The organism is Nocardioides aestuarii (genome assembly GCF_039527245.1).
Classification (GTDB): domain Bacteria; phylum Actinomycetota; class Actinomycetes; order Propionibacteriales; family Nocardioidaceae; genus Nocardioides; species Nocardioides aestuarii.
The window spans coordinates 438,009-460,505 of sequence record NZ_BAAAJT010000002.1 but is presented as its reverse complement, the minus strand read 5'-3'; the positions used below and the strand labels follow the sequence as shown (position 1 = coordinate 460,505).

Below are 22,497 nucleotides of genomic sequence, written 5' to 3'. Positions count from 1 at the left end.
CGATGAGCGCCGCAGGGACCGCTCCCGGCCGCCGGTCACGGTGGCAGCTGGGACTGCTGCTCGGCCCGCCGATGGCGTGGCTGGTGGTGGTCTACCTGGGGTCCCTCGCGGCGCTCTTCGTCACCTCGTTGTGGACGGCCGACGAGTTCGGTGGCACCATCAGCCGGACCTGGACGCTGGACAACTTCCGCGACCTGTTCACCCTGGAGGTCTACCGGACGATCACGGTCCGGACGATCCTCGTCGCGGTCGCCGTCACGGTGATCGACGCGGTGGTGGCGCTCCCCGTGGCGCTCTTCATGGCGAAGGTGGCCTCGCCACGCGCCCAGCGGCTGCTGGTCATCGCGGTGCTGACGCCGTTGTGGGCGTCCTACCTGGTGAAGGCCTACGCCTGGCGGGGGATGTTCTCCAACGGCGGCCCGGTCGACTGGCTGCTGGCCCCGCTCGGGCTGGACACCCCGGGCTACGGCCTCACCGCCACGGTCATCACGCTCGCCTACCTGTGGTTGCCCTACATGATCCTGCCGATGTACGCCGGCCTCGAGCGGCTGCCGGGATCGCTGCTGGAGGCGTCGGCCGACCTGGGCGCGACGGGCTGGACGACGCTGCGCCGGGTCGTGCTCCCCGTGCTCTTCCCGGCGGCCGTCGCCGGGTCGATCTTCACCTTCTCGCTGACGCTCGGTGACTACATCGCCGTCAAGATCGTGGGCGGTGCCAACCAGATGCTCGGCAACGTCGTCTACGACAGCTTCCTGACCGGCAACAACATGCCGTTCGCTGCGGCCGTGTCGACGATCCCGGTCGTGATCATGCTGGCCTACCTGACCGGCGTCCGCCGGACCGGAGCCCTGGAGAACCTGTGACCCTCTCTCCCTGGACCCGTCGCCTGCTCGGCGCCTTCACGGCGCTGACGCTGCTCTTCGTCTACGCGCCGCTGATGCTGGTGCTGCTCAACTCCTTCAACACCTCCCGCACCTTCGCGTGGCCCCCGCCTGGTTACACGACCGAATGGTGGGGACGGGCGTGGGAGTCCAGTGGTGCCCGGTCCGCGGTGGTGGTCTCGCTCGAGGCCGCGGTGATCGCGACCGCGGTCGCCCTGGTTCTCGGCACCATGGCGGCGCTCGCGCTCCAGCGCTTCGAGTTCTTCGGGCGCGACACCGTCTCGCTGCTGATCATCCTGCCCATCGCCCTGCCCGGCGTGGTCACGGGCATCGCGCTCGCGAACGCCTTCCTCACGATGTTCGGGATCGAGCTCGGCTTCTTCACCCTGGTCGTGTCCCACGCGACCTTCTGCATCGTCACGGTCTTCAACAACGCCGTCGCCAGGCTCCGCAGGCTCGGCAACAGCCTCGAGGAGGCCTCCGCCGACCTCGGGGCAGGCAGCGTCACCACGCTGAGGCTGGTCACGCTGCCGATGCTGCGCTCGGCGCTGCTGGCGGGCGCGCTGCTGTCCTTCGCCCTCAGCTTCGACGAGATCATCGTGACCACCTTCACCGCCGGCGGCGGCGTCCAGACGCTGCCGATCTGGATCTACCAGAACCTCTTCCGCCCCAACCAGGCGCCGGTGGTCAACGTGGTGGCCGCCGTCCTGGTGGTGCTCTCCGCCGTCCCGATCTACCTGGCCCAGCGGCTCGCCGGCGGCGACGTCGAAGCCACCACCCACTGACCCGACCACCCACCCGAACCTGAAGGAACCACCGCGATGTCCACCGCTCCGACCGTGCACCAGCAACGACTCCTGCTCACCGAGATCCCCGGCCCGGAGTCCCGGGCCCGCCTCGAGCGCAAGAAGCAGCTCGTCGCCGACGGCGTCGGCACGATGCTGCCGGTCTTCGTGACCGAGGCCTCGGGCGGGATCCTCCGCGACGTCGACGGCAACCAGCTGATCGACCTGGGGTCCGGCATCGCCGTGACGACGGTCGGCAACAGCGCGCCGGCCGTCGTACGCCGGGTGCACGAGCAGGTCGACGCCTTCACCCACACCTGCTTCATGATCACGCCCTACGACGGCTACGTCGACGTGTGCGAGCAGCTCGCCGAGCTGACCCCGGGCGACCACGCCAAGAAGTCGGCGCTGTTCAACTCCGGCGCCGAGGCGGTCGAGAACGCGGTGAAGATCGCGCGGGTGGCGACCGGTCGCGACGCGGTGGCGGTCTTCGACCACGCCTACCACGGCCGGACCAACCTCACGATGGCGATGACCGCCAAGAACATGCCCTACAAGCAGGGGTTCGGGCCGTTCGCGGGCGAGGTCTACCGGGCCCCGATGTCCTACCCGCTGCGCGACGGGCTCTCCGGTGCGGAGGCGGCGGCGCGGGCCATCGACCACCTCGACAAGCAGGTCGGCGCCGGCAACCTCGCCTGCCTCGTGATCGAGCCCATCCTCGGCGAGGGCGGCTTCGTCGTCCCCGCGCCCGGGTTCCTGCCCGCCCTAGCGGAGTGGTGCACCGCGAACGGGATCGTCTTCGTCGCGGACGAGATCCAGTCCGGTTTCTGCCGTACCGGTGACTGGTTCGCCTGCGACGACGAGGGTGTCGTGCCCGACCTCGTGACGACCGCCAAGGGCATCGCCGGTGGCCTGCCCCTGGCTGCGGTCACCGGGCGCGCCGAGCTGATGGACTCCGTCCACACCGGCGGCCTCGGCGGCACCTACGGCGGCAACCCGGTCGCCTGCGCCGCCGCGCTCGGCGCGATCGAGGAGATGCGCACCCACGACCTCGCCGCCCGGGCGCGCGAGGTCGGCGCGATCATCCGGCAGCGGCTCGAGGGCATCCGCGCGGTGCACCCGGTGGTGGCCGACATCCGTGGCCGGGGAGCCATGATGGCGATCGAGCTGGTCGACCCGGAGACGGGTGCCCCGGACGCCGCGCGTGCTGCAGCGGTCAACGCCGCCTGCCACCAGGCGGGGGTCGTGACCCTGACCTGCGGCACCTGGGGCAACGTCTTCCGGTTCCTCCCGCCGTTGTCGATCTCCGACGACCTCCTCCACGAGGGCTTCGACGTCGTCACCGAGGCCTTCGCCGCCACGGCGGGCTGAGCGAAACCGTGCCCGGCTCACCCTGACGGAGCACGACTGGGAGGATGACGGCCGTGAGCAGCCGTCGTGACGTCGTCATCCTGGGGTCGACCGGATCCGTCGGCACCCAGGCGCTCGACCTGGTGCGTGCCAACCCGGAACGCTTCCGCGTCGTCGGCCTGTCGGCCGGCGGGTCGCAGCAGGAGCTCTTCGACCAGCAGGTCACCGAGTTCGCGCCGGCCTACGCCGGGCTGGGCGAGCAGGCCAGCGTCGAGGCCGCCTCGATGGAGTGCGACGTCGTGCTCAACGGCATCACCGGGGCGGTCGGGCTGCGGCCGGCCCTCGCCGCGCTCGAGGCCGGCACGACCCTCGCGCTCGCCAACAAGGAGGCGCTGATCATCGGCGGCCCGCTCATCGTCGACGCGGCCAAGCCGGGCCAGATCGTGCCGGTCGACTCCGAGCACTCCGCGATCGCCCAGAGCCTGCGCGCCGGCCGGCGCGACGAGGTACGCCGCCTCGTGCTCACCGCCAGCGGGGGACCGTTCCGCGGCCGGACCCGCGACGAGCTCGCCACGGTCACGCCGGAGCAGGCGCTCGCCCACCCCAACTTCGCGATGGGCCGGGTGATCACCACCAACTCGGCGACGCTGGTCAACAAGGGGCTGGAGGTCATCGAGGCCCATCTGCTCTTCGACGTGCCCTTCGACGACATCGAGGTCGTGGTCCACCCCCAGCAGATGATCCACTCGATGGTGGAGTTCACCGACGGCGCCGTCGTCGCCCAGCTGGGGCTGCCGACGATGCTGGTGCCGATCGCGATGGGTCTGGCCTGGCCCGACCGCGTGCCCGGCGCCGAGACGCCGATCGACTGGCGAACGGCCGCCGACTGGCGGTTCGAGCCGCTGGACGACGAGGCCTTCCCCGCGGTCGAGCTCGCGCGTCGCGCCGGGAGGGCCGGCAGCACCGCGCCGGCGGTCTACAACGCCGCCAACGAGGTCTGTGTAGATGCCTTCCACGAGGGTCGCCTGGCCTTCGTCGACATCGTGCCCACGGTCGCCAGCGTGCTGGGGCGGCACGACGTACCCTCGGAGCAGGAGCTCACCGTCGACGCCGTGCTCGGGGCCGACGCGTGGGCCCGGACCGCTGCCGCCGCACGTATCGAGGGACACACCGACCGACCATGACCGCCGTCTTCTACACGCTGGGCGTGCTCATCTTCGTCGTGGCCATCCTGGCCTCGATCGGGCTCCACGAGTTCGGCCACATGATCCCGGCGAAGAAGTTCGGCGGGAAGGTCACCCAGTGGTTCATCGGCTTCGGGCCGACCGTCTGGAGCAAGCAGATCGGCGAGACCGAGTACGGCCTCAAGGCGATCCCGCTCGGCGGCTACGTCAAGATCGTCGGCATGCTCCCGCCGGGGGCTGACGAGCTCGACGAGGACCGCGACCACCCCGTCTACGACGAGGACGGCGAGCGCGTGGTCCGGGTCCGCAAGTCCAACACCGGCCTCTTCACCCAGCTGATCTCCGACGCGCGGGCGGCGGAGTGGGAGCACGTGAAGCCCGGCGACGAGGACCGGCTGTTCTACAAGATGGCGTGGTGGAAGAAGGTCATCGTGATGGCCGGCGGGCCGACGGTGAACATCCTCATCGCCTTCCTCATCTTCCTGCCGGTCTTCGCGTTCTACGGCAACGCCGGCGACCTGCGCACCCAGACCACGGTCGCCGAGGTCGCACCGTGCCTGGTGCCGGCCGCCGAGGACGGGCGCGCGTGCAGCGCGGAGGAGCTCCGCGACAACCCCACCCCGGCGGCCGCGGCCGGCATCGAGCCGGGTGACCGGTTCGTCTCCTTCAACGGCACCCCGGTCACCACCTGGGACGCGCTGCAGCGCCAGGTCCGCGCCAACGACGACGGCAAGGCCGTGATCGTCCTCGAGCGCGACGGCGAGCAGCGGACCGTCACCACCAACACCACCGCCCAGATGCGTCCCACCTCGATGGAGGACGACACCCTCACGCAGGTCGGGTTCCTCGGCGTCGTCCCCGAGGTCGAGCTCGGCACGGGCGGCCCCCTCTACACGCTCGAGCAGATGGGCACGATGACCGTCGACTCGCTCCACGCGCTGGCGACGCTGCCCGTGAAGGTGTGGGACGTCGGCCAGGCGATCGTCGGGCTCGAGGAGCGTGACCCCAACGGGCCCGTGAGCATCGTCGGCGGGGGTCGGCTCGCGGGCGAGACGGTCGCCCACGACGGGTTCCCCGTCCTGGAGAAGACGATCTTCCTGCTGATGCTGGTCGCGGGGTTCAACTTCTTCATCGGCATGTTCAACTTCGTCCCGCTGCTGCCGCTCGACGGGGGTCACATCGCCGGCGCCCTCGCCGAGGCCGTACGCCGTGCCGCGGCCCGGCTGCGCGGCCGGCCGGACCCCGGCTACGTCGACGTCGCCAAGCTGTTGCCGGTGGCCTACGTCGTGGCGTCGGTGCTCCTCGTCTTCGGCCTGGTGCTGATCGTCGGCGACCTCGTCGTACCCCTCCACCTCGAATCCTGACCGCGGCACGTCCGGCAGTAGTCTCGGAGCCATGACCGAGATCAACCTGGGCATGCCCGAGGCGCCCCCGCCCGTCCTCGCTCCCCGCCGCCAGACCCGTCAGATCAAGGTCGGGTCGGTCGGGGTCGGCAGCGAGAGCCCGATCTCCGTGCAGTCGATGACGACGACGCTGACCTCCGACATCAACAGCACCCTCCAGCAGATCGCCGAGCTCACGGCGTCCGGGTGCGACATCGTCCGCGTCGCCTGCCCGAGCCAGGACGACGCCGACGCGCTCCCCGCGATCGCCCAGAAGTCGCAGATCCCGGTCATCGCCGACATCCACTTCCAGCCGAAGTACGTCTTCGCGGCCATCGACGCCGGGTGCGCGGCGGTCCGCGTCAACCCCGGCAACATCCGCAAGTTCGACGACCAGGTCAAGGAGATCGCGCAGGCCGCGAGCGACCGCGGCACCTCGATCCGGATCGGCGTCAACGCCGGCAGCCTCGACAAGCGGCTGCTGGAGAAGTACGGCAAGGCCACCCCCGAGGCGCTCGTCGAGTCGGCGATGTGGGAGGCGAGCCTCTTCGAGGAGCACGGCTTCCGTGACTTCAAGATCTCGGTCAAGCACAACGACCCGGTCGTCATGGTGCGCGCCTACGAGCTGCTCGCCGAGGCCGGCGACTGGCCGCTCCACCTCGGCGTGACCGAGGCCGGCCCGGCGTTCCAGGGCACCATCAAGTCCTCGGTGGCCTTCGGCCACCTCCTCAGCCAGGGCATCGGCGACACGATCCGGGTCTCGCTCTCGGCGCCGCCGGTGGAGGAGGTCAAGGTCGGCATCCAGATCCTCGAGAGCCTCAACCTCAAGCCGCGCCGGCTCGAGATCGTCTCCTGCCCCTCGTGCGGTCGGGCGCAGGTCGACGTCTACAAGCTCGCCGACGAGGTCACGGCCGGTCTCGACGGCCTCGAGGTGCCGCTGCGCGTCGCCGTCATGGGGTGCGTCGTCAACGGTCCGGGCGAGGCCCGCGAGGCCGACCTCGGCGTCGCCTCCGGCAACGGCAAGGGCCAGATCTTCGTCAAGGGCGAGGTCATCAAGACCGTCCCCGAGAGCAAGATCGTCGAGACCCTCATCGAGGAGGCGATGCGGATCGCCGAGGGCATGGATCCCGTTGAAGGCAGCCAGGCGAACGTCTCCGTGTCGTAGGGTCCGCCCGTGACCCACACCGCGCTCCTCCCCACGGGGCTCGACTACGGCCCGGGCTTCGGTGGCGCGCCCGACCCGGCGATGCCCGACGGCTTCGCGGCGCTCTTCGTGCTGGCTCTCGTCGCAGGGATCGCCACGACGGTCTGGAAGGTCTCGACGGCCCGCAGGATGGCCCGCGACGCCGGGATGGACGAGGACGACGCCACCGCGATGACGCTGCTCACCGACGACGGCTTCGAGGCGGCGTACACGGCCAGCAGCATCCGGGCCGGCCTGCGCGAGCCCGCGACGCCGCCGCCACCGACCGCCGAGGCACGGCTGACCGAGCTCCGCGGCCTCCTCGACCAGGGCCTGGTCACCCAGGACGAGTACGACGCCGCCCGCCGGCGCATCATCGAGGGGCTCTGACCCGTGCCGACCTGGTTCGCCGTGGGCGTCACGCTGATGCTCGTGGTGGCCGTCGCCTCCGCGGTGTGGCGGGCGAGCACCGCTCGCCGGATGGCGCGCGACGCGGGCATGAGCGAGGGCGACGCCACCGCGATGGCGCTGCTGACCGACGACGGTCTCGCAGCGACCTACACCGCCAGCAGCATCCGCGCCGGAGATGACGCACCCACCGCCGCGCCGGCCTCGGCCGAGGCGCGCCTGAGCGAGCTCCGCGGCCTCCTCGACCAGGGTCTGGTCACCCAGGAGGAGTACGACGCCGCCCGGCGCCGGATCATCGACGGCCTCTGAGGCTCAGCGGTAGCCGCTGACGTCCACGTGCTTGTGGTCGAAGCCGTGCTCGGCGATCAGCCGCCAGCAGTCCGGCTGCGAGCCGTCGACGTCGGTGACGCCGTACGCCGCCGCGAGGTCGTGGGACGACAGCGTGGCGCCCCGGTGGCGCTCGTGGCCGGGATCGCCGGCGAGGGCGGCGATCCCGCGTCCGACGTAGGCCGGCGACTCGCTGATCGCGAACCCCGGCACGCGCCCGAGGGCGTCGCGCCAGTTGTCCTCGCGCACCCCGAAGTGCTCGAGCATCGCCTCGGAGCGGATCCAGCCAGGGGTGACGGCCAGCGGCGTGACGGGGTGGTCGCGCAGCTCGTGGGTCAGGGCCATGACGATCCGCGTGACGTTGGCCTTGACCAGGTCGTAGTAGAGGCCGACCCCCTGCCGGAACCCGGCGTTGGCCTCGGCCGTGCCGTCGGTCATCTCGACGAGCAGGCCGGGGGAGTCCGGGGTCGCGGTGCGCAGCAGCAGCGGGAGCGCGTGGTGGGCGGTCACGAGGTGGGTGTCGACCCCCATGCGCAGCATCCGACGCCCACCCTCGAGGTCGTGCTCCCAGAGCGGCTTGTCGAACTCGGCGTAGCGGTCGCCGCCGAAGATGTCGTTGACGAGGATGTCGAGACGACCGTGGTCGCCCTCGATCCGGGCGACCAGGGCCGCCACCTGGTCGGAGTCCTCGTGGTCGACGACGAGCGCCGTCCCGACGCCACCGGCCGCCTCGATCAGGTCGCCCGTGTCCTCGATGGTCTCCGGCCTCCTGATCTCCGAGGCTCCCGCCCTGCTGCTGCGGCCGGTCGCGTAGACGTGCGCCCCCGCCCTCGCCAGCTCGACCGCGATCGCCCGCCCGCACCCCCGCGTCGCGCCCGCCACCAGCGCGACCCTGCCGCTCAACGTCCCCGTCGTGTCCATCTGCCCATCCCACCACCAGCTGGTCGCCGGCGACCTGACCGTGCTTGCGCTCCGCCCCTGCCGATTGGTCCCCAACGACAGTTCTGCCCCCTGATTTCTGCCGTTGGGGACCAATCGGCGACCGCGATGTGACCCGTGGGGCAGGTGAGGCGACCCGGGAGGTGTCGGGAGGTCGTAGGCTCCGGCTGTGCTGTCCACCCGCCACGGGGTCCGGGTGCTGGGCTCGCCGGACCTCGCGGCCTTCGGTGACCTGGTGGCCGAGGACCCGGTCGTCAACGTCTTCGCGGCGCACCGTGCCCGCGTGACGAACCTCGAGCCGCGCTGGCTCGGTGGCGAGGTGTGGGGCCGCTTCGACGAGGGGCGGCTGACGGCGGCCTGCCACGTCGCCGCCAACCTGGTCCCGGTGCAGGCGGGGGAGGACGACGCCCGGGTCTTCGCCGAGCGTGCGCTGACCCGCAGCCGCACCGTGTCCACGATCCTCGGTCCGCAAGCGCCGGTGCGGGCGTTCTGGGACGTCGTGGCCGACACGTGGGGGACACCGCGCGACCAGCGGTGGGACCAGCCCCACCTCGAGATCGACCGTGACCCGCTGGTCGACGGCGATCCGCTGGTGCGGCGTACGACGCTCGCCGACGTCGAGGTGCTCTATCCCGCCTGCGTGTCGATGTACACCGAGGAGGTGGGGGTCAGCCCCGAGCTGTTCGGGGGCTCGGACTTCTATCGCACCCGCGTCAAGAACCTCGTGTCCCGCGGCTGGTCCTTCGCCCGGATCGAGGACGGCCGCGTCGTCTTCAAGGCCGAGGTCGCCTCCCTCAGCCCGGCGGCGGCGCAGGTGCAGGGCGTCTGGGTCGACCCCGAGCTCCGGGGGACCGGCCTCGGTGCTCGCGGCATGGCCGCCGTGGTCGAGGCCGTACGGCGTGACCTCGCCCCGGTGGTGTCGCTCTACGTCAACGACTACAACGTGGCCGCCCGCCGGGCCTACGACAGGGTGGGCTTCCGGCAGACGGCCACGTTCGCGACGGTGATGTTCTAGGGGTTGCTGGGCGCGACGTCCGACGCCAGCTCGCAGACGTCGAGGTCGCAGCGCACGGTCGCCCCGTTGCGGCGGCTGTTCGCGTCGAGCAGCAGGGTGTCGTCGTCCTCCCAGTCGATCCCGCCGAACCAGCGCGACGTGTAGGTGACCAGGGTGCTGCCGTCGACGTTGCGCAGGTCGACCTCGCCGGGTCCGACACCGTCGGTGAGGATGTGCATGGTCACCATCCGCTGGCCGTCGGGCGAGAACGTCGCGACCTTCTGCCGGCACGACTCCCACAGCAGGTCGTCGGGCGCGCTCAGCGTCGAGACCTCGGTGCAGCCGTCGAGGTAGGGGTCGGCGGTGAAGGTCGCGAGCCGGTCGGTCGAGATGTCGGCGAGGTAGGCGTCCTTCTTGGCCACGAGCGTCCGGCCCCCCTCGACGAAGTCCCACGAGACGGCGCGTCCCTCGCCCGCCCACGAGCTCACCACGGCGGTGCCGCCGTCGGCGTCGAGCACGTAGCCGTAGCCGCGGAAGCGTCCGCTGGCGACGGGGCTGCCGTCGCTGGCGTCGTAGACCGAGATCGTCGCCCGTCGACGGTTGTCGTTGCGCAGCAGGTGCTGGCCGTCGGACGACAGGTCCACCCCGAGAGCGTCCTTGCCCTCCAGGAGCACCCACTGCTCGCTCGTCACCGACACCCGCTTGACCCGGTACTTCCCCCGTCGCGACCTGGTCGAGACGACGTAGTCGTCGCCGGTCCGCCCGAGGAGGGACATGACGTTCCGCACCTCGATCCGGCGGTCGCCGTCGACGACCACGTTCCCCTCCAGGTGCGGGGTCCGTACGTCGTCGCCGCGGGTCAGGGTGCCGGGCCGGGTGAGGTCGACGGTCGTGGTGTCCCGGCCGTCGGGGACGGAGGTCGGCGGGACGGTCGGCGCCATCAGGCCGAGTCCGGCGACGGCGGCGACGAAGGTGGTCAGCAAGGTGGACATCGTGTCTCCCCCGAGTCACTGGGCCGGGCGGATCCCGGTCTCAGGCGTGGGACGCCACGTCGGGGCTGTTTGGTTGCGCGGGAACTGGTTCGAGGAACGCGGCAGGTCACAAGTAGCCTTCGCCGCATGATCCTGCGGATGTCCAACCTCTTCGTGCGCACGCTCCGGGACGACCCGAACGACGCCGAGGTCCCGAGCCACAAGCTCCTCGTCCGCGCGGGCTACGTCCGCCGGGCCGCTCCGGGCATCTACACCTGGCTGCCGCTGGGTCTGCGCGTGCTGCGCAACGTGGAGAACATCATCCGCGAGGAGATGAACGCGATCGGCGCCCAGGAGCTGTCGTTCCCGGCGCTGCTGCCGCGCGAGCCCTACGAGGCCAGCAACCGGTGGACGACCTACGGCAACGGCATCTTCCGGCTCCAGGACCGCAAGGGTGGCGACTACCTGCTCGGTCCGACCCACGAGGAGATGTTCACCCTCGCGGTGAAGGACATGTACTCCTCCTACAAGGACCTGCCCGTCTGGCTCTACCAGATCCAGACGAAGTACCGCGACGAGGCACGGCCGCGCGCCGGCGTGCTCCGCGGGCGCGAGTTCATCATGAAGGACTCCTACTCCTTCGACACGACCGACGAGGGGCTCGACCGCTCCTACGCCGCCCACCGCGAGGCCTACGTCAAGACGTTCGACCGGCTCGGGTTCGACTACGCGATCGTCAAGGCCACCAGCGGCGCCATGGGCGGCTCGAAGTCCGAGGAGTTCCTGGCCAAGGCCGACGTGGGCGAGGACACCTACGTGCGCTGCACCCACTGCGACTACGCGGCCAACGTCGAGGCCGTGGCGGTGCGGCCGCCCGCTCCCGTCCCCTTCGACGACGTGCCGGCCGCCCACGCCGAGGACACCCCCGACACCCCGACCATCCAGACGCTGGTCGACCACCTCAACGCCGAGTTCCCCCGTGACGACCGGCCCTGGGAGGCGGGCGACACCCTCAAGAACGTGCTGGTCGTGCTCAAGCACCCCGACGGTCGCCGCGAGCCGCTCGCGATCGGCCTGCCCGGCGACCGCGAGGTCGACCAGAAGCGCCTCGAGGGCCAGCTCGAGCCGATCGAGGTCGAGCCCATGGACGACGTCGAGATGAAGAAGCACGAGGCGCTGGTCAAGGGCTACATCGGTCCCGCGGCCCTCGGTGAGGAGTCGCCGTCCGGGATCCGATTCGTCGTCGACCCGCGGGTGGCCGAGGGCACGCGCTGGGTCACCGGCGCCAACGTCCACGGCAGCCACGTCATCGACCTGGTGATGGGCCGCGACTTCACCGCGGACGGCACCATCGAGGCCGCCGAGGTCCGCGACGGCGACGCCTGCCCGAACTGTGAGGAGGGCACGCTGGAGTCGGCCCGCGGCATCGAGATGGGTCACATCTTCCAGCTCGGACGGTGGTTCGCCGAGGCGCTCGGCCTCCAGGTGCTCGACGAGAACGGCAAGCTCGTCACGGTCACGATGGGCTCCTACGGCATCGGCGTCACGCGCGCCGTGGCCGCCATCGCCGAGGGCAACAACGACGAGCTCGGGCTGTGCTGGCCGCGCGAGATCTCGCCCGCCGACGTCCACATCGTCGCTGCCGGCAAGGACGGTGCGGTCTTCGACGAGGCCGCCCGGATCGCCGACGACCTCTCCGCCCGCGGGGTGACCGTGCTCTACGACGACCGCACCGGGAAGGTGAGCCCCGGCGTGAAGTTCAAGGACGCCGAGCTGATCGGCGTGCCGACGATCGTGACTGTCGGCCGGGGACTGGCCGACGGCAACGTCGAGGTGCGCGACCGGGCGTCCGACGAGCGCACGGAGGTGCCGGTCGCCGAGGCGGTCGACCGGATCGTGGGGATCGTGCGTGGCTGACTCCCACGGCGTCACTGCCGTCATCTTCGACTGGGGCGGCACCCTCACGCGCTGGCACGACGTCGACTTCCATGCGGAGTCGTTCGCGCTGGCGCGCGCCGTCGTCGACAGCCACCACGACGACGACGAGATCTCGGCGCGACTCATGGCCGCCGGCGACGTCGTGTGGGGTCGCAGTCGTGACCACCAGCAGAGCGCGACCATCGCCGACCTCTTCGACGAGGCCGGCCTCGACCACGACCCCGAGCTGCTGAGCGCCTACTACGAGTTCTGGGAGCCCCACACCACGACGGACCCGGAGGTCGGGCCGATGTGGGAGGCGCTGCGGTCCCGCGGCCTCAAGGTCGGTGTCCTGTCGAACACGGTGTGGCCGCGCGCGTGGCACCGCGGCTTCTTCGAGCGCGACGGGGTCCTCGACCTCGTCGACGGCGACGTCTACACGAGCGAGGTGCCGTGGACCAAGCCGTCCCCCGAGGCGTTCCGGGCCGCGGCCGAGGCGGTCGACGTCGACGACCTCGCACGCTGCGTCTACGTCGGGGACCGGCTCTTCGACGACATCTGGGGCGCGACGAACGCCGGCATGAAGGCGGTCCACGTGCCCCACAGCACCATCCCTGCGGGGCAGGTCGGCCACACCGAGGGCACCCCCCACGCGGTCGTCCAGCGGCTGTCCGAGATCCCGGGCGTCATCGACCGCTGGCTCTGACGGGCCGGACCCGGGCTGGTCGCGGTGCCACCCGCTGGTGCACGCTGCTGGCATGCAGCCGAGCGTGTCGTCCACCGCTTCCCGGGCAGCAGCGGTCCTCCTGGCCACGGCCGCCCTGCTGCTGGCGGGTCTCCAGGCGCCGGCCGGGGCCGCGGTCACCGAGGGGACGCCCCCCTGCTTCGACCCGGCCGCCCACGGGCTCGCACCGGCCTCCGGCGCGGCCCGAGGCGGCGACGGCCTCGACCACCGGCCGATCACGGCTGCCGACCAGCAACGCATCGCCGCCCGGACCGCACGCCTGCTCGCGCAGCAGCGGGCCGGCGGACGGCAGCAGCGGATCCGGGTCCCGGTCCGGGTCCACGTGATGGCGGCGAAGAACGGCGCGGGCAACGTCTCGAAGCGGGCGATCGAGCGTCAGGTCGCGGTGATGAACCGGCACTTCGCAGGTGCCGAGTCGGACGTGGCCGCGCAGACCAAGGTGCGCTTCGTGCTCAAGGGCGTCGACCGCTTCCGGAACACCCGCTGGCACCACGACGAGCAGACCAGGAAGTACCGCAAGGCGACCCGGATCGGCGGCGCCAGGACGCTGAACATCTGGCTGGTCGACTTCGGCTACCTCGGCATCGCCACCTTCCCGTGGGACTACCGGGCACGCCCGCACGTCGACGGCGTCCGAGTGCAGTTCACCTCCTTGCCGGGTGGGTCGCAGACCAACTACGACGAGGGCAAGACCGCGACCCACGAGGTCGGCCACTGGCTCGGTCTCCTCCACACCTTCCAGGGCAGCTGTTCGGAGACCAACGACGAGGTGTCGGACACGCCCGCGCAGCTCGACGCCACCTCGGGCTGCCCGCCCGATGACACCGACACCTGCCCGCTCCGGGCCGGGGTCGACCCGATCCACAACTACATGGACTACTCCTACGACTCCTGCATGGACCAGTTCACGCCCGGTCAGAAGAGGCGGATGCGCCAGATGTGGCGCGCCTACCGGGGCTGAGGGTCTTCCCGGTCGGCCCACCGTGCGGCAGGGTAGGGCCGCGGCCGGGTGGTCCGGCCGCACTCTCGGGAAAGGTCCACCGCCATGCCACGCTCGTCCCGCCGTACCGCCGCGGCCGTCCTGGGGGTCGCCACCCTCGGACTGGTCGGTCTCCCGGCCACCCCCGCCTCCGCGGTGGTCACCGCCTCCGACGCCGGCACGACGCCGGTCTGCGTCGAGTCCCACGACGACCACGGGTCGTCCGCCCGTGGCGGCTGGGGGCCCGACACCCGCTCGGTGTCGAGTTCCGAGCAGCGCGCGATCGCCCGCCGTACCGACCGGATCCTCGACACAGGACGGGGCACGTCCGCCGCCGGTGAGGTCTCGGTGCCGGTCTACGTCCACGTGATGGCGGCCAAGGACGGCACCGGCGACGTCACGAACCAGCAGATCGCCGACCAGGTCGCGGTGCTCAACAAGACCTACGCGGGCCAGGAGTCGAGCGCGGCCGCCGACACCTCCTTCACCTTCTCCCTCGCGGGCACCGACCGCTACTACAACAACACCTGGCACCGCGACGGGGCGTCGGCGAAATACCGCAAGGCCACGCGCCAGGGCGGCGCCGGTGCGCTGAACATCTGGCTGGTCGACTTCAGCTATCTCGGCATCGCCACCTTCCCGTGGGACTTCGCCCGGAACCCGGGAGTCGACGGCATCCGGGTCCACTGGGACTCACTCCCGGGCGGCTCGATCGCCAACTACAACCTCGGTGAGACCGCCACCCACGAGGCCGGGCACTGGCTCGGGCTCTACCACACCTTCCAGGGCGGCTGCACCGCCACCAACGACGAGGTCGCCGACACCCCCGCCCAGGGCAGCGCCACCAACGGGTGTCCCGCGGGCCGCGACTCCTGCTCGCTGCCGGGCCTCGACCCGATCCACAACTACATGGACTACAGCTACGACAGCTGCTACACCCAGTTCACCCCGGGGCAGAGCACCCGCATGGACGACATGTGGGCGGCCTACCGCGCCTGACCACCCGTTGGTTGCAGAAACCTGCAATGCGAAAAGGTGAGGAGGCGCGACTCTCGCGCTTCCTCACCGCCACGTGCAGGATTGTGCACGAGGCACCAGTCGTGGGACCCCCACTCCCGCGGCGGGCGACCCGGCCGGCTCGGGTTCCGGTTCTCAACGGTCCGCGTGCTCGCCGATTCCGGGGAAGATCTCGGGACTTCCCCGGAAGGCGAGCGCGCGGACCGCTGCACTCGTCAGGGCGGTGACCGCCAGCTGCCGGTCCTCCCGGCTGGTCTGCTCGACCACCCAGGCGTAGGTCTCCTCGCAGGCGCGCTCGACCGCGAGCGCCGCCGCGGACACGTCGGCGGGGGAGCGCAGTGGCTCCGGCACGGCGTACGCCGCGTCGGCGGCGACCGGCTCCGCGCCTCGGTCGCGCAGCCGGGCCGTGAGGAGGTCGCGCCGCGCGCGGTGCTCGCCGTAGGCGGCCGCGACCGACGCGAACAGGCCGGGGGTCGCCGACACCGACGTCGCGGCGCCGATCGCGCCGTAGACGTAGGTGGCCGCGTGCTCGGCCGCGAGGGCTCGCTGGAGCGCGTCGACCGGGCTCATGCGAGCGCTCCCGTGGCGAGCTGCTGCGCGATCGCGGCCGCCATGCTGGCGAGCAGCGCCCCGAGCGGCCCGCTCCGCGCGTCGACGGCCGCCTCGGCGAGCCGGCGCTGGAGCCGTTGCTCGGCGGTCCGGGTCCGGCGCAGGGCGGCCGCGTCGTCGCCACCGACGCGCACCCGTCGCGTCGTGGGCCGCGAGTCCACGAGCTCGTCGAGGTGGGCCCGGTGGGTGCGCGCCACGCCTCGCAGCGAACGCCTGACCGACGGGCGGCCGCGGCCCGCCGACTCGACGAGAGCGAGCGTGCGCGCGACGTCGTCGGCGACCCGCTCGACGAGCTGCTCGTCCGCGTCGGCGTCCGCGCCGGCGCCCGTGGTGTCCGAGGGCGTCGCGGTGGGCGTGGAGCGATCCTCGCCCGAGGGCTCGGGCACCGGCGCCACCACGTCGCAGCCGGCGGTGCCGAGGACCACGGGCGCGAGGACGGCGGAGGCCGTCAGGACGCGGCGGCGCGACGTACGCAGGGGCGGGGAGGCGGGCACGGCCAGACCCTATCCCCGGTCCAGACGGCACCACGGGGGAGCCGGTAGGGTGACAACTTCCAACTGCACAAGGAGGTCGCCCCCGTGACAGCCAGGCACGACGCCACCCGGGACCGCATCGAGGCGGAGCTCGTCGACCCCTTGGGAGCCCTCGGTCTCGACGTCGAGGCCGTGGAGATCACGCCCGCCGGCAAGCGTCGGATCGTGCGCGTCGCCGTCGACCGCGACGGCGGTGTCAACCACGACGACCTCGTCGAGGCCGAGCACGAGGTCTCGCGCGTCCTCGACGACGCCGATGTGCTGGGTGAGCAGCCCTACACGCTCGAGGTGACCTCCCGCGGAGTCGATCGGCCCCTGACGTTGCCGCGCCACTGGCGCCGCAACGCCGACCGCCTCGTGAAGGTGACGACCACGGACGGTGAGACGCTCACCGGGCGCATCACGGGGTGCGACGACGAGGCAGCCCACCTCGACGTCAGCGGCCAGGGCCGCACCCTGCCCTTCGGCGAGGTCGCCAAGGCGCTCGTGCAGATCGAGTTCAACCGCCCCGGCGGTTCCCCCCACCAGGAGGCCTGACATGGACATCGACCTCAACATCCTGCGGTCGCTCGAGCGCGAGAAGGAGATCTCCTTCGAGGTGCTCGTCGAGGCGATCGAGCAGGCCCTGCTGACCGCCTACCACAAGACCCCGGGCGCGGTGGAGCAGTCGCGGGTGGAGCTCGACCGCAAGACCGGGCACGTCACGGTGTTCGCCGCCGAGCTCGACGATGACGGCAACCAGGTGGGCGAGTACGACGACACCCCCGCCGGGTTCGGCCGGATCGCGGCGACGACGGCGAAGCAGATCATGCTCCAGCGCCTCCGCGACGCCGAGGACGACATCAAGTTCGGCGAGTTCTCCGGCAAGGAGGGCGACATCATCTCGGGCGTGATCCTGCAGGGTCGCAACCCCGACGACGTCATGGTCGACCTCGGGCGCCTCGAGGCGCTGCTGCCGGCCGGCGAGCGCGTGCCGGGAGAGGACTACAAGCACGGAACCCGCATCAAGTGCATCGTGGTCTCGGTCCGCAAGGGCATGCGCGGTCCCCAGATCACGCTCTCGCGCACCCACCCCAACCTCGTGAAGAAGCTTTTCGCCCTCGAGGTCCCCGAGATCGCCGACGGCTCGGTCGAGATCGCTGCCATCGCGCGCGAGGCCGGCCACCGGACGAAGATCGCCGTGAAGTCGACGGTGTCCGGGGTCAACGCCAAGGGTGCCTGCATCGGCCCGATGGGCCAGCGGGTCCGCAACGTGATGTCGGAGCTCCACGGCGAGAAGATCGACATCGTCGACTGGTCCGACGATCCCTCCCAGCTCGTCGCCCACGCGCTCTCCCCGGCCCGGGTCACCTCGGTCCAGATCGTGTCCGAGGCCGACCGGTCCGCGCGGGTGGTCGTCCCCGACTTCCAGCTCTCGCTCGCCATCGGCAAGGAGGGCCAGAACGCCCGGCTCGCCGCCCGGTTGACGGGCTGGCGGATCGACATCCGGTCCGACGAGGAGCAGCCCGCCGACTGAGCCTGCCCGTCGCACCCGGCACCAGCGTCGTGATCGCCGCTGTTCACGACCGTGAGGTCGGGTACGACGGAGCGGGGCGGCAGGAGGTCGGTTCGGTGTTGCACCCGTGGACCGGCTAAGGTTGTCTGCGGTGATCACCCCGACGTCCTCGCCTGTGAAGACACCTGTCCGCACGTGCGTGGGATGCCGGGAGCGGACCACCAAGCGCGAGTTGTTGCGTGTCGTGGCGGGCACGGACGGCGAGGGCCACCCGGCCGTCGTCCCCGATCCCTCCGGCACCGCACCCGGCCGCGGGGCGCACCTGCACCCCACGACCGCGTGCTACGAGTTCGCGGTGCGCCGGAAGGCGTTCGCCAGGGCCCTCAGGGTCCCGGGCGGGCTCTCCGACGAGCCGCTGGCCCAGCACCTCGCACGACAGCAGTGACCGACCAACAGGAACTGGAGCAACAGCTCATGAGCACTCGATGAGTACCTCGCGATGAGCCCGCTGTTCGCAGCACACCCACCAACGGTCTGAGAGTCACCCCGGAATCGGGTCTCAGGCCAGAAGGAGAAACGTGGCCAAGACCCGAGTCCACGAACTCGCCAAGGAGTTCGGAGTCGAGAGCAAGTTCGTTCTCGAGAAGTTCAAGGAGATGGGGGAGTTCGTCAAGTCGGCGAGCTCGACCGTCGAGCTCCCCGCGGAGATGCGTTTCCGCAAGGAGTACGGCGCTGCGCTGAAGGAGGCCACCCCGGCCGCCGGCGCCGCGCCTGCTGAGTCCGCACCCGCCGAGAAGAAGCCGGCCGCCAAGCCTGCTCCGGCCAAGAAGGCGGCTCCGGCGGCCCCGGCCGAGGAGCCGGCTGCACCCGCGCCCGCCGCCGAGGCGGAGCCGGCCGCTGCCGCGACCCCGGCCGCGCCGAAGCCCGCCGCGCCCAGGCCGCCCGCCAAGAAGGCGGCTCCGGCTGCTCCGGAGGCCCCGGCCGAGAAGCCGGCCGCGAAGTCGGCCGAGCCGAAGCCGTCGGGTCCCGCCGGTGGCGCCACGCCCGGTCCCAAGCCGGCCCCGCGTCCCGTCGGCCGGCCCGGCGCCCCGCGCCCGGGCAACAACCCCTTCGCCTCCAGCCAGGGCATGGGCCGTCGGCCCGCCCCGGCGCCGCGTGAGGGCGCTCAGGACGACAACCGTCCGCCGCGCCCGCCGGCCGGTGGCGGCGGTCGGGGCGGTGCCCCCGGCATGCCGCGTCCGAACCCGGCGATGATGCCGAAGTCCCCGGCCGCCTTCGGCTCCGGCCCCGGCGCCCGTCCCGCCCCCGGTGGCGGTCGCGGCGGCCCGGGCGGTGGCCGCGGCGGTGCGCCCGGCCGTGGTCGTGGCGGCGCCCCCGCGGGCGCCGGTGCCCCCGGTGGCGGCGCTCCCGGCGGCGGTCGCCCCGGCGGCTTCCGCGGTCGTCCCGGTGGTCGTGGCCAGACGCAGGGCGCCTTCGGCCGCCCCGGCGGTCCCTCGCGACGTGGTCGCAAGTCCAAGCGGGCGCGTCGCCAGGAGTTCGAGGCCATGGAGGCCCCGACGATCGGCGGCGTGCGGGTCCGCAAGGGCAACGGCGAGACGGTCCGTCTCGCCCGTGGCTCCTCGCTGACCGACTTCGCGGAGAAGATCAACGTCGACGCGGCTGCCCTGGTGCAGATGCTGTTCTCGCTCGGCGAGATGGTCACCGCCACCCAGTCCGTGGGTGACGAGACCTTCGAGCTGCTCGGTGAGGAGCTCAACTACGTCGTCTCGGTCGTCTCGCCCGAGGACGAGGACCGCGAGCTGCTCGAGTCGTTCGACATCGAGTTCGGGTCCGACGAGGGCGACGAGGACGACCTGGCCATCCGGCCGCCGGTCGTCACCGTCATGGGTCACGTCGACCACGGAAAGACCAAGCTGCTCGACGCGCTGCGCGACGCCAACGTCGTCGACAAGGAGGCCGGTGGCATCACCCAGCACATCGGTGCCTACCAGGTCACGACCGAGGTCGAGGGCCAGGAGCGGCGGATCACCTTCATCGACACCCCGGGTCACGAGGCGTTCACCTCGATGCGTGCCCGTGGTGCGCAGGCGACCGACATCGCGATCCTCGTGGTGGCGGCCGACGACGGTGTGATGCCCCAGACGATCGAGGCGCTCAACCACGCCAAGGCGGCCGAGGTGCCGATCGTGGTGGCGGTCAACAAGGTCGACAAGCCCGACGCCGACCCGACCAAGGTCCGCGGTCAGCTGACCGAGTACGGCCTGATCCCCGAGGAGTACGGCGGCGACGCGATGTTCGTCGACGTCTCGGCCAAGGCCGGCACCAACCTCGAGGGTCTGCTCGAGGCGGTCGTCCTGACGGCCGACGCCTCGCTCGACCTGCGCGCCAACCCCGAGCAGGACGCCCAGGGCCTGGTCATCGAGGCCCACCTCGACCGCGGTCGCGGTCCGGTGGCCACGGTGCTGGTCCAGCGCGGAACGCTCAAGGTCGGCGACTCGATCGTCGCCGGTCCGGCCTACGGCCGTGTCCGCGCGATGCTCGACGAGCACGGCGACAACATCGAGGAGGCCGACCCGTCGCGTCCGGCCATGGTGCTGGGTCTGAACGCCGCCCCCGGCGCCGGTCAGAACTTCCTCGTGGTCGAGGACGACCGGATGGCCCGCCAGATCGCCGAGAAGCGCGAGGCGCGCGAGCGTGCGGCCATGCAGGCCAAGCGTCGCGTCCGCCGTACGCTCGAGGACTTCATGGCCTCCATGGAGAAGGGCGAGAGCCAGGAGCTCAACCTCATCCTCAAGGGCGACGTGTCCGGTTCGGTCGAGGCGCTCGAGGACGCGCTGTCGCAGATCGACGTGGGTGACGAGGTCAGCCTCCGGGTCATCGACCGCGGTGTCGGTGCGATCACCGAGACCAACGTCGACCTCGCTGCTGCCTCCGACGCGATCATCATCGGGTTCAACGTCCGCCCCCAGGGCAAGGCGACCGAGATGGCCGACAAGGAGGGCGTGGAGATCCGGTACTACTCCGTGATCTACCAGGCGATCGACGAGATCGAGGCCGCGCTCAAGGGCATGCTCAAGCCGGAGTACGAGGAGGTCTCGCTCGGCCAGGCCGAGATCCGCGAGATCTTCCGCTCCAGCCGGGCCGGCAACATCGCGGGCTGCATGGTCACCAGCGGCGTCATCCGCCGCAACGCCAAGGTCCGCGTGCTCCGCGACGGCGCGGTGATCCAGGACAACCTGGACCTCGCCTCGCTGCGGCGCGAGAAGGACGACGTGTCCGAGGTCCGCGAGGGCTTCGAGTGCGGTCTGGTGCTCCGGAACTACCAGGACATCAAGATCGACGACGTCGTCGAGGCCTTCGAGATGCGCGAGATCCCGCGCGACTGATCGCCTTCGGCACACCCGACGGGCCCGGCCGGAGACGGCCGGGCCCGTCGGGCCCCGCACCACTGACAGGATGAACCGATGAGCTCCACCAACCCGCGCGTGCGCAAGATCGCCGACCGGATCCAGGTGATCGTCGCCGAGATGCTCGAGCGGCGGATCAAGGACCCGCGGCTCGGCTTCGTGACGGTCACCGACGTCCGGGTCTCCGGCGACAGCCAGCAGGCGACGGTGTTCTACACCGTGCTCGGCGAGGCCGAGTCCGTCGACAGCACCGCCGCGGCCCTGGAGTCGGCCAAGGGACTGCTGCGCTCCGAGGTCGCCAAGCAGCTCGGCATGCGCCACGCCCCGTCGCTGGCCTTCGTCCACGACGCGCTTCCCGAGAACGCTCGTCACCTCGACGAGGTGCTGGCCCGCGCGAAGGCGCTCGACGAGGAGGCCGCGGCGCGTCGCGGCTCGACCTTCGCCGGCGAGGCCGACCCCTACAAGAAGCCGCGCGAGATCGAGGACGAGCAGGACGAGGCCTGACGGCGTGGGCGCCACCCCCGGCCTCGTCGTCGTCGACAAGCCCGGCGGCCTCACCTCCCACCAGGTCGTGGGCCGCGTACGCCGCCTGGCCGGCACCCGCAAGGTCGGGCACGCCGGCACGCTCGACCCGATGGCGACCGGCGTGCTGGTCCTCGGCGTCGACCGGGCCACCCGGCTGCTCGGTCACCTGATGCTGACCGAGAAGCGCTACGAGGCCACGGTCCGGCTCGGCGTGACCACGACGACCGACGACGCCGAGGGCGAGGTGGTGGCGACCGCGTCCACCGACGCCCTGGAGGAGGCGGCTGTCCGGGCCGCCTTCGCCGACCAGGTGGGGGAGATCCAGCAGGTCCCCAGCGCCGTCTCGGCGATCAAGGTCGACGGCAAGCGCGCCTACCAGCGGGTCCGTGACGGCGAGCAGGTCGAGCTCGACTCCCGGACGGTGACCGTCCACGAGCTCGACGTGACCGACGTGCGGGGTGACGAGGTCGACATCGCGGTGCGCTGCTCGAGCGGCACCTACATCCGCGCGATCGCGCGGGACGTGGGTGCGGCCCTGGGGGTCGGTGGCCACCTCACGGCCCTGCGGCGTACGGCCGTCGGGCCCTTCGACCTGGCCTCGGCCCTCACCCTCGAGGAGCTCGAGGCCGACTTCCGGCAGACCGCCATCGCCGTCGCGGCGCGGGCGGCCTTCCCCTCCGTCGACCTCGACGCCGAGCAGGCGGTCGACGTCCGGTTCGGCCGTCGTCTCGACGTGGCGCTGCCGGGGTCCGGCCCCGCGGCGGTCTTCGCCCCGGACGGCACCTTCCTCGCCCTCTACGAGGAGTCCGGGGGTCGCGCCCGCCCCGTCGCCGTCTTCGTCGACGGTGCCGGTCAGTAGGGTTCCC

The 22,497-nt window shown here is 71.7% G+C and carries 23 protein-coding genes; 19 read left to right on the top strand and 4 right to left on the bottom strand.

The features are described 5' to 3' along the window. Positions 1-2: 2 nt before the first annotated feature. From ABD091_RS02350 to ABD091_RS02315, 8 genes are read left to right on the top strand one after another with little or no spacing between them, the layout of a single operon-like run. Positions 3-863 carry an ABC transporter permease gene (locus ABD091_RS02350; RefSeq protein WP_343915523.1) on the top strand — a complete coding sequence of 287 codons (861 nt, stop codon included), beginning with the start codon at positions 3-5 and terminating at the stop codon, positions 861-863. After that, positions 860-1,666 carry an ABC transporter permease gene (locus tag ABD091_RS02345; RefSeq protein WP_343915522.1) on the top strand — a complete coding sequence of 269 codons (807 nt, stop codon included), beginning with the start codon at positions 860-862 and terminating at the stop codon, positions 1,664-1,666. The genes ABD091_RS02350 and ABD091_RS02345 overlap by 4 nt, the downstream gene beginning before the upstream one ends. 36 nt (positions 1,667-1,702) lie before the next feature. Beyond that, positions 1,703-3,037, top strand: a complete 1,335-nt coding sequence (gabT, locus tag ABD091_RS02340) for a 4-aminobutyrate--2-oxoglutarate transaminase (RefSeq protein WP_343915521.1) — start codon at positions 1,703-1,705, stop codon at positions 3,035-3,037. A gap of 53 nt (positions 3,038-3,090) precedes the next feature. Further along, positions 3,091-4,200, top strand: a complete 1,110-nt coding sequence (gene dxr, locus ABD091_RS02335) for a 1-deoxy-D-xylulose-5-phosphate reductoisomerase (protein ID WP_343915520.1) — start codon at positions 3,091-3,093, stop codon at positions 4,198-4,200. Continuing rightward, positions 4,197-5,564, top strand: a complete 1,368-nt coding sequence (locus ABD091_RS02330) for a M50 family metallopeptidase (protein ID WP_343915519.1) — start codon at positions 4,197-4,199, stop codon at positions 5,562-5,564. Before dxr ends, ABD091_RS02330 begins: the two co-directional genes overlap by 4 nt. A gap of 31 nt (positions 5,565-5,595) precedes the next feature. Continuing rightward, a complete protein-coding gene (ispG, locus tag ABD091_RS02325; protein WP_343915518.1) occupies positions 5,596-6,747 on the top strand; it encodes a flavodoxin-dependent (E)-4-hydroxy-3-methylbut-2-enyl-diphosphate synthase in 1,152 nt (383 codons plus the stop codon). Positions 6,748-6,756: 9 nt separating this feature from the next. Next, complete coding sequence (locus ABD091_RS02320) at positions 6,757-7,155, top strand: SHOCT domain-containing protein (RefSeq protein ID WP_343915517.1); 399 nt, start codon at positions 6,757-6,759, stop codon at positions 7,153-7,155. Positions 7,156-7,158: 3 nt separating this feature from the next. After that, on the top strand, positions 7,159-7,482 hold the full coding sequence (locus ABD091_RS02315) for an SHOCT domain-containing protein (RefSeq protein ID WP_343915516.1): 324 nt from the start codon (positions 7,159-7,161) through the stop codon (positions 7,480-7,482). A 3-nt stretch (positions 7,483-7,485) separates the two neighbouring features. Here ABD091_RS02315 and ABD091_RS02310 read toward each other — a convergent pair whose 3' ends face one another. Then, entirely contained in the window at positions 7,486-8,421 is a 936-nt protein-coding gene (locus ABD091_RS02310; protein WP_343915515.1) for an SDR family oxidoreductase, read from the bottom strand. Between the two features lie 187 nt (positions 8,422-8,608). On the opposite strand from ABD091_RS02310, the gene ABD091_RS02305 reads away from it, so the two are divergent. After that, a complete protein-coding gene (locus tag ABD091_RS02305; protein WP_343915514.1) occupies positions 8,609-9,454 on the top strand; it encodes a GNAT family N-acetyltransferase in 846 nt (281 codons plus the stop codon). Here ABD091_RS02305 and ABD091_RS02300 read toward each other — a convergent pair. Next, the gene (locus ABD091_RS02300) at positions 9,451-10,425 is read right to left on the bottom strand and encodes a hypothetical protein (protein WP_343915513.1); all 975 of its coding nucleotides are present in this window, start codon (positions 10,423-10,425) and stop codon (positions 9,451-9,453) included. The two genes, ABD091_RS02305 and ABD091_RS02300, sit on opposite strands and share 4 nt — an antisense overlap. Before the next feature lie 126 nt (positions 10,426-10,551). Here ABD091_RS02300 and ABD091_RS02295 point away from each other — a divergent pair, with 126 nt between their 5' ends. The 4 genes from ABD091_RS02295 to ABD091_RS02280 all read left to right on the top strand — a co-directional run bounded on the left by ABD091_RS02295 (position 10,552) and on the right by ABD091_RS02280 (position 15,044). Beyond that, positions 10,552-12,321, top strand: a complete 1,770-nt coding sequence (locus ABD091_RS02295) for a proline--tRNA ligase (protein WP_343915512.1) — start codon at positions 10,552-10,554, stop codon at positions 12,319-12,321. Then, on the top strand, positions 12,314-13,027 hold the full coding sequence (locus ABD091_RS02290) for an HAD family hydrolase (protein WP_343915511.1): 714 nt from the start codon (positions 12,314-12,316) through the stop codon (positions 13,025-13,027). The genes ABD091_RS02295 and ABD091_RS02290 overlap by 8 nt, the downstream gene beginning before the upstream one ends. 52 nt (positions 13,028-13,079) lie before the next feature. Continuing rightward, positions 13,080-14,027: a zinc metalloprotease gene (locus tag ABD091_RS02285; RefSeq protein WP_343915510.1), complete on the top strand. Its 948-nt coding sequence runs from the start codon at positions 13,080-13,082 to the stop codon at positions 14,025-14,027. A gap of 84 nt (positions 14,028-14,111) precedes the next feature. After that, positions 14,112-15,044, top strand: coding sequence for a zinc metalloprotease (locus ABD091_RS02280; protein ID WP_343915509.1), 933 nt, complete (start codon positions 14,112-14,114; stop codon positions 15,042-15,044). Positions 15,045-15,197: 153 nt separating this feature from the next. Here the strand turns inward: ABD091_RS02280 and ABD091_RS02275 are convergent, their stop codons facing one another. Next, positions 15,198-15,632 (bottom strand): ferritin-like domain-containing protein, encoded by a 435-nt coding sequence (locus tag ABD091_RS02275; RefSeq protein ID WP_343915508.1) that lies wholly within the window; start codon positions 15,630-15,632, stop codon positions 15,198-15,200. Further along, positions 15,629-16,165 carry a hypothetical protein gene (locus ABD091_RS02270; RefSeq protein WP_343915507.1) on the bottom strand — a complete coding sequence of 179 codons (537 nt, stop codon included), beginning with the start codon at positions 16,163-16,165 and terminating at the stop codon, positions 15,629-15,631. The genes ABD091_RS02275 and ABD091_RS02270 overlap by 4 nt, the downstream gene beginning before the upstream one ends. Before the next feature lie 84 nt (positions 16,166-16,249). Between ABD091_RS02270 and rimP the strand changes: the two genes are divergently transcribed. The 6 genes from rimP (at position 16,250) to truB (ending at position 22,490) form a co-directional block, all read left to right on the top strand. Beyond that, positions 16,250-16,741 carry a ribosome maturation factor RimP gene (gene rimP, locus ABD091_RS02265; RefSeq protein ID WP_343915506.1) on the top strand — a complete coding sequence of 164 codons (492 nt, stop codon included), beginning with the start codon at positions 16,250-16,252 and terminating at the stop codon, positions 16,739-16,741. Between the two features lies 1 nt (position 16,742). Continuing rightward, on the top strand, positions 16,743-17,720 hold the full coding sequence (gene nusA, locus ABD091_RS02260; protein WP_343915505.1) for a transcription termination factor NusA: 978 nt from the start codon (positions 16,743-16,745) through the stop codon (positions 17,718-17,720). 106 nt (positions 17,721-17,826) lie between these two features. Beyond that, positions 17,827-18,144, top strand: a complete 318-nt coding sequence (locus tag ABD091_RS02255) for a YlxR family protein (protein ID WP_343915504.1) — start codon at positions 17,827-17,829, stop codon at positions 18,142-18,144. A 133-nt stretch (positions 18,145-18,277) separates the two neighbouring features. After that, the gene (infB, locus tag ABD091_RS02250; protein ID WP_343915503.1) at positions 18,278-21,085 is read left to right on the top strand and encodes a translation initiation factor IF-2; all 2,808 of its coding nucleotides are present in this window, start codon (positions 18,278-18,280) and stop codon (positions 21,083-21,085) included. Positions 21,086-21,163: 78 nt separating this feature from the next. After that, positions 21,164-21,610, top strand: coding sequence for a 30S ribosome-binding factor RbfA (gene rbfA, locus ABD091_RS02245; RefSeq protein WP_343915502.1), 447 nt, complete (start codon positions 21,164-21,166; stop codon positions 21,608-21,610). Between the two features lie 4 nt (positions 21,611-21,614). Next, positions 21,615-22,490, top strand: coding sequence for a tRNA pseudouridine(55) synthase TruB (gene truB / locus ABD091_RS02240; RefSeq protein ID WP_343915501.1), 876 nt, complete (start codon positions 21,615-21,617; stop codon positions 22,488-22,490). Positions 22,491-22,497: the final 7 nt, after the last annotated feature.

Coding starts and splice junctions, on each gene's coding strand:
- nusA (WP_343915505.1), top strand. CDS start 16,743: ATGGACATCGACCTCAACATCCTGCGGTCGCTCGAGCGCGAGAAGGAG.
- ABD091_RS02295 (WP_343915512.1), top strand. CDS start 10,552: ATGATCCTGCGGATGTCCAACCTCTTCGTGCGCACGCTCCGGGACGAC.
- ABD091_RS02285 (WP_343915510.1), top strand. CDS start 13,080: ATGCAGCCGAGCGTGTCGTCCACCGCTTCCCGGGCAGCAGCGGTCCTC.
- ispG (WP_343915518.1), top strand. CDS start 5,596: ATGACCGAGATCAACCTGGGCATGCCCGAGGCGCCCCCGCCCGTCCTC.
- ABD091_RS02300 (WP_343915513.1), bottom strand. CDS start 10,425: ATGTCCACCTTGCTGACCACCTTCGTCGCCGCCGTCGCCGGACTCGGC.
- gabT (WP_343915521.1), top strand. CDS start 1,703: ATGTCCACCGCTCCGACCGTGCACCAGCAACGACTCCTGCTCACCGAG.
- ABD091_RS02275 (WP_343915508.1), bottom strand. CDS start 15,632: ATGAGCCCGGTCGACGCGCTCCAGCGAGCCCTCGCGGCCGAGCACGCG.
- ABD091_RS02310 (WP_343915515.1), bottom strand. CDS start 8,421: ATGGACACGACGGGGACGTTGAGCGGCAGGGTCGCGCTGGTGGCGGGC.
- ABD091_RS02330 (WP_343915519.1), top strand. CDS start 4,197: ATGACCGCCGTCTTCTACACGCTGGGCGTGCTCATCTTCGTCGTGGCC.
- ABD091_RS02280 (WP_343915509.1), top strand. CDS start 14,112: ATGCCACGCTCGTCCCGCCGTACCGCCGCGGCCGTCCTGGGGGTCGCC.
- ABD091_RS02350 (WP_343915523.1), top strand. CDS start 3: ATGAGCGCCGCAGGGACCGCTCCCGGCCGCCGGTCACGGTGGCAGCTG.
- rbfA (WP_343915502.1), top strand. CDS start 21,164: ATGAGCTCCACCAACCCGCGCGTGCGCAAGATCGCCGACCGGATCCAG.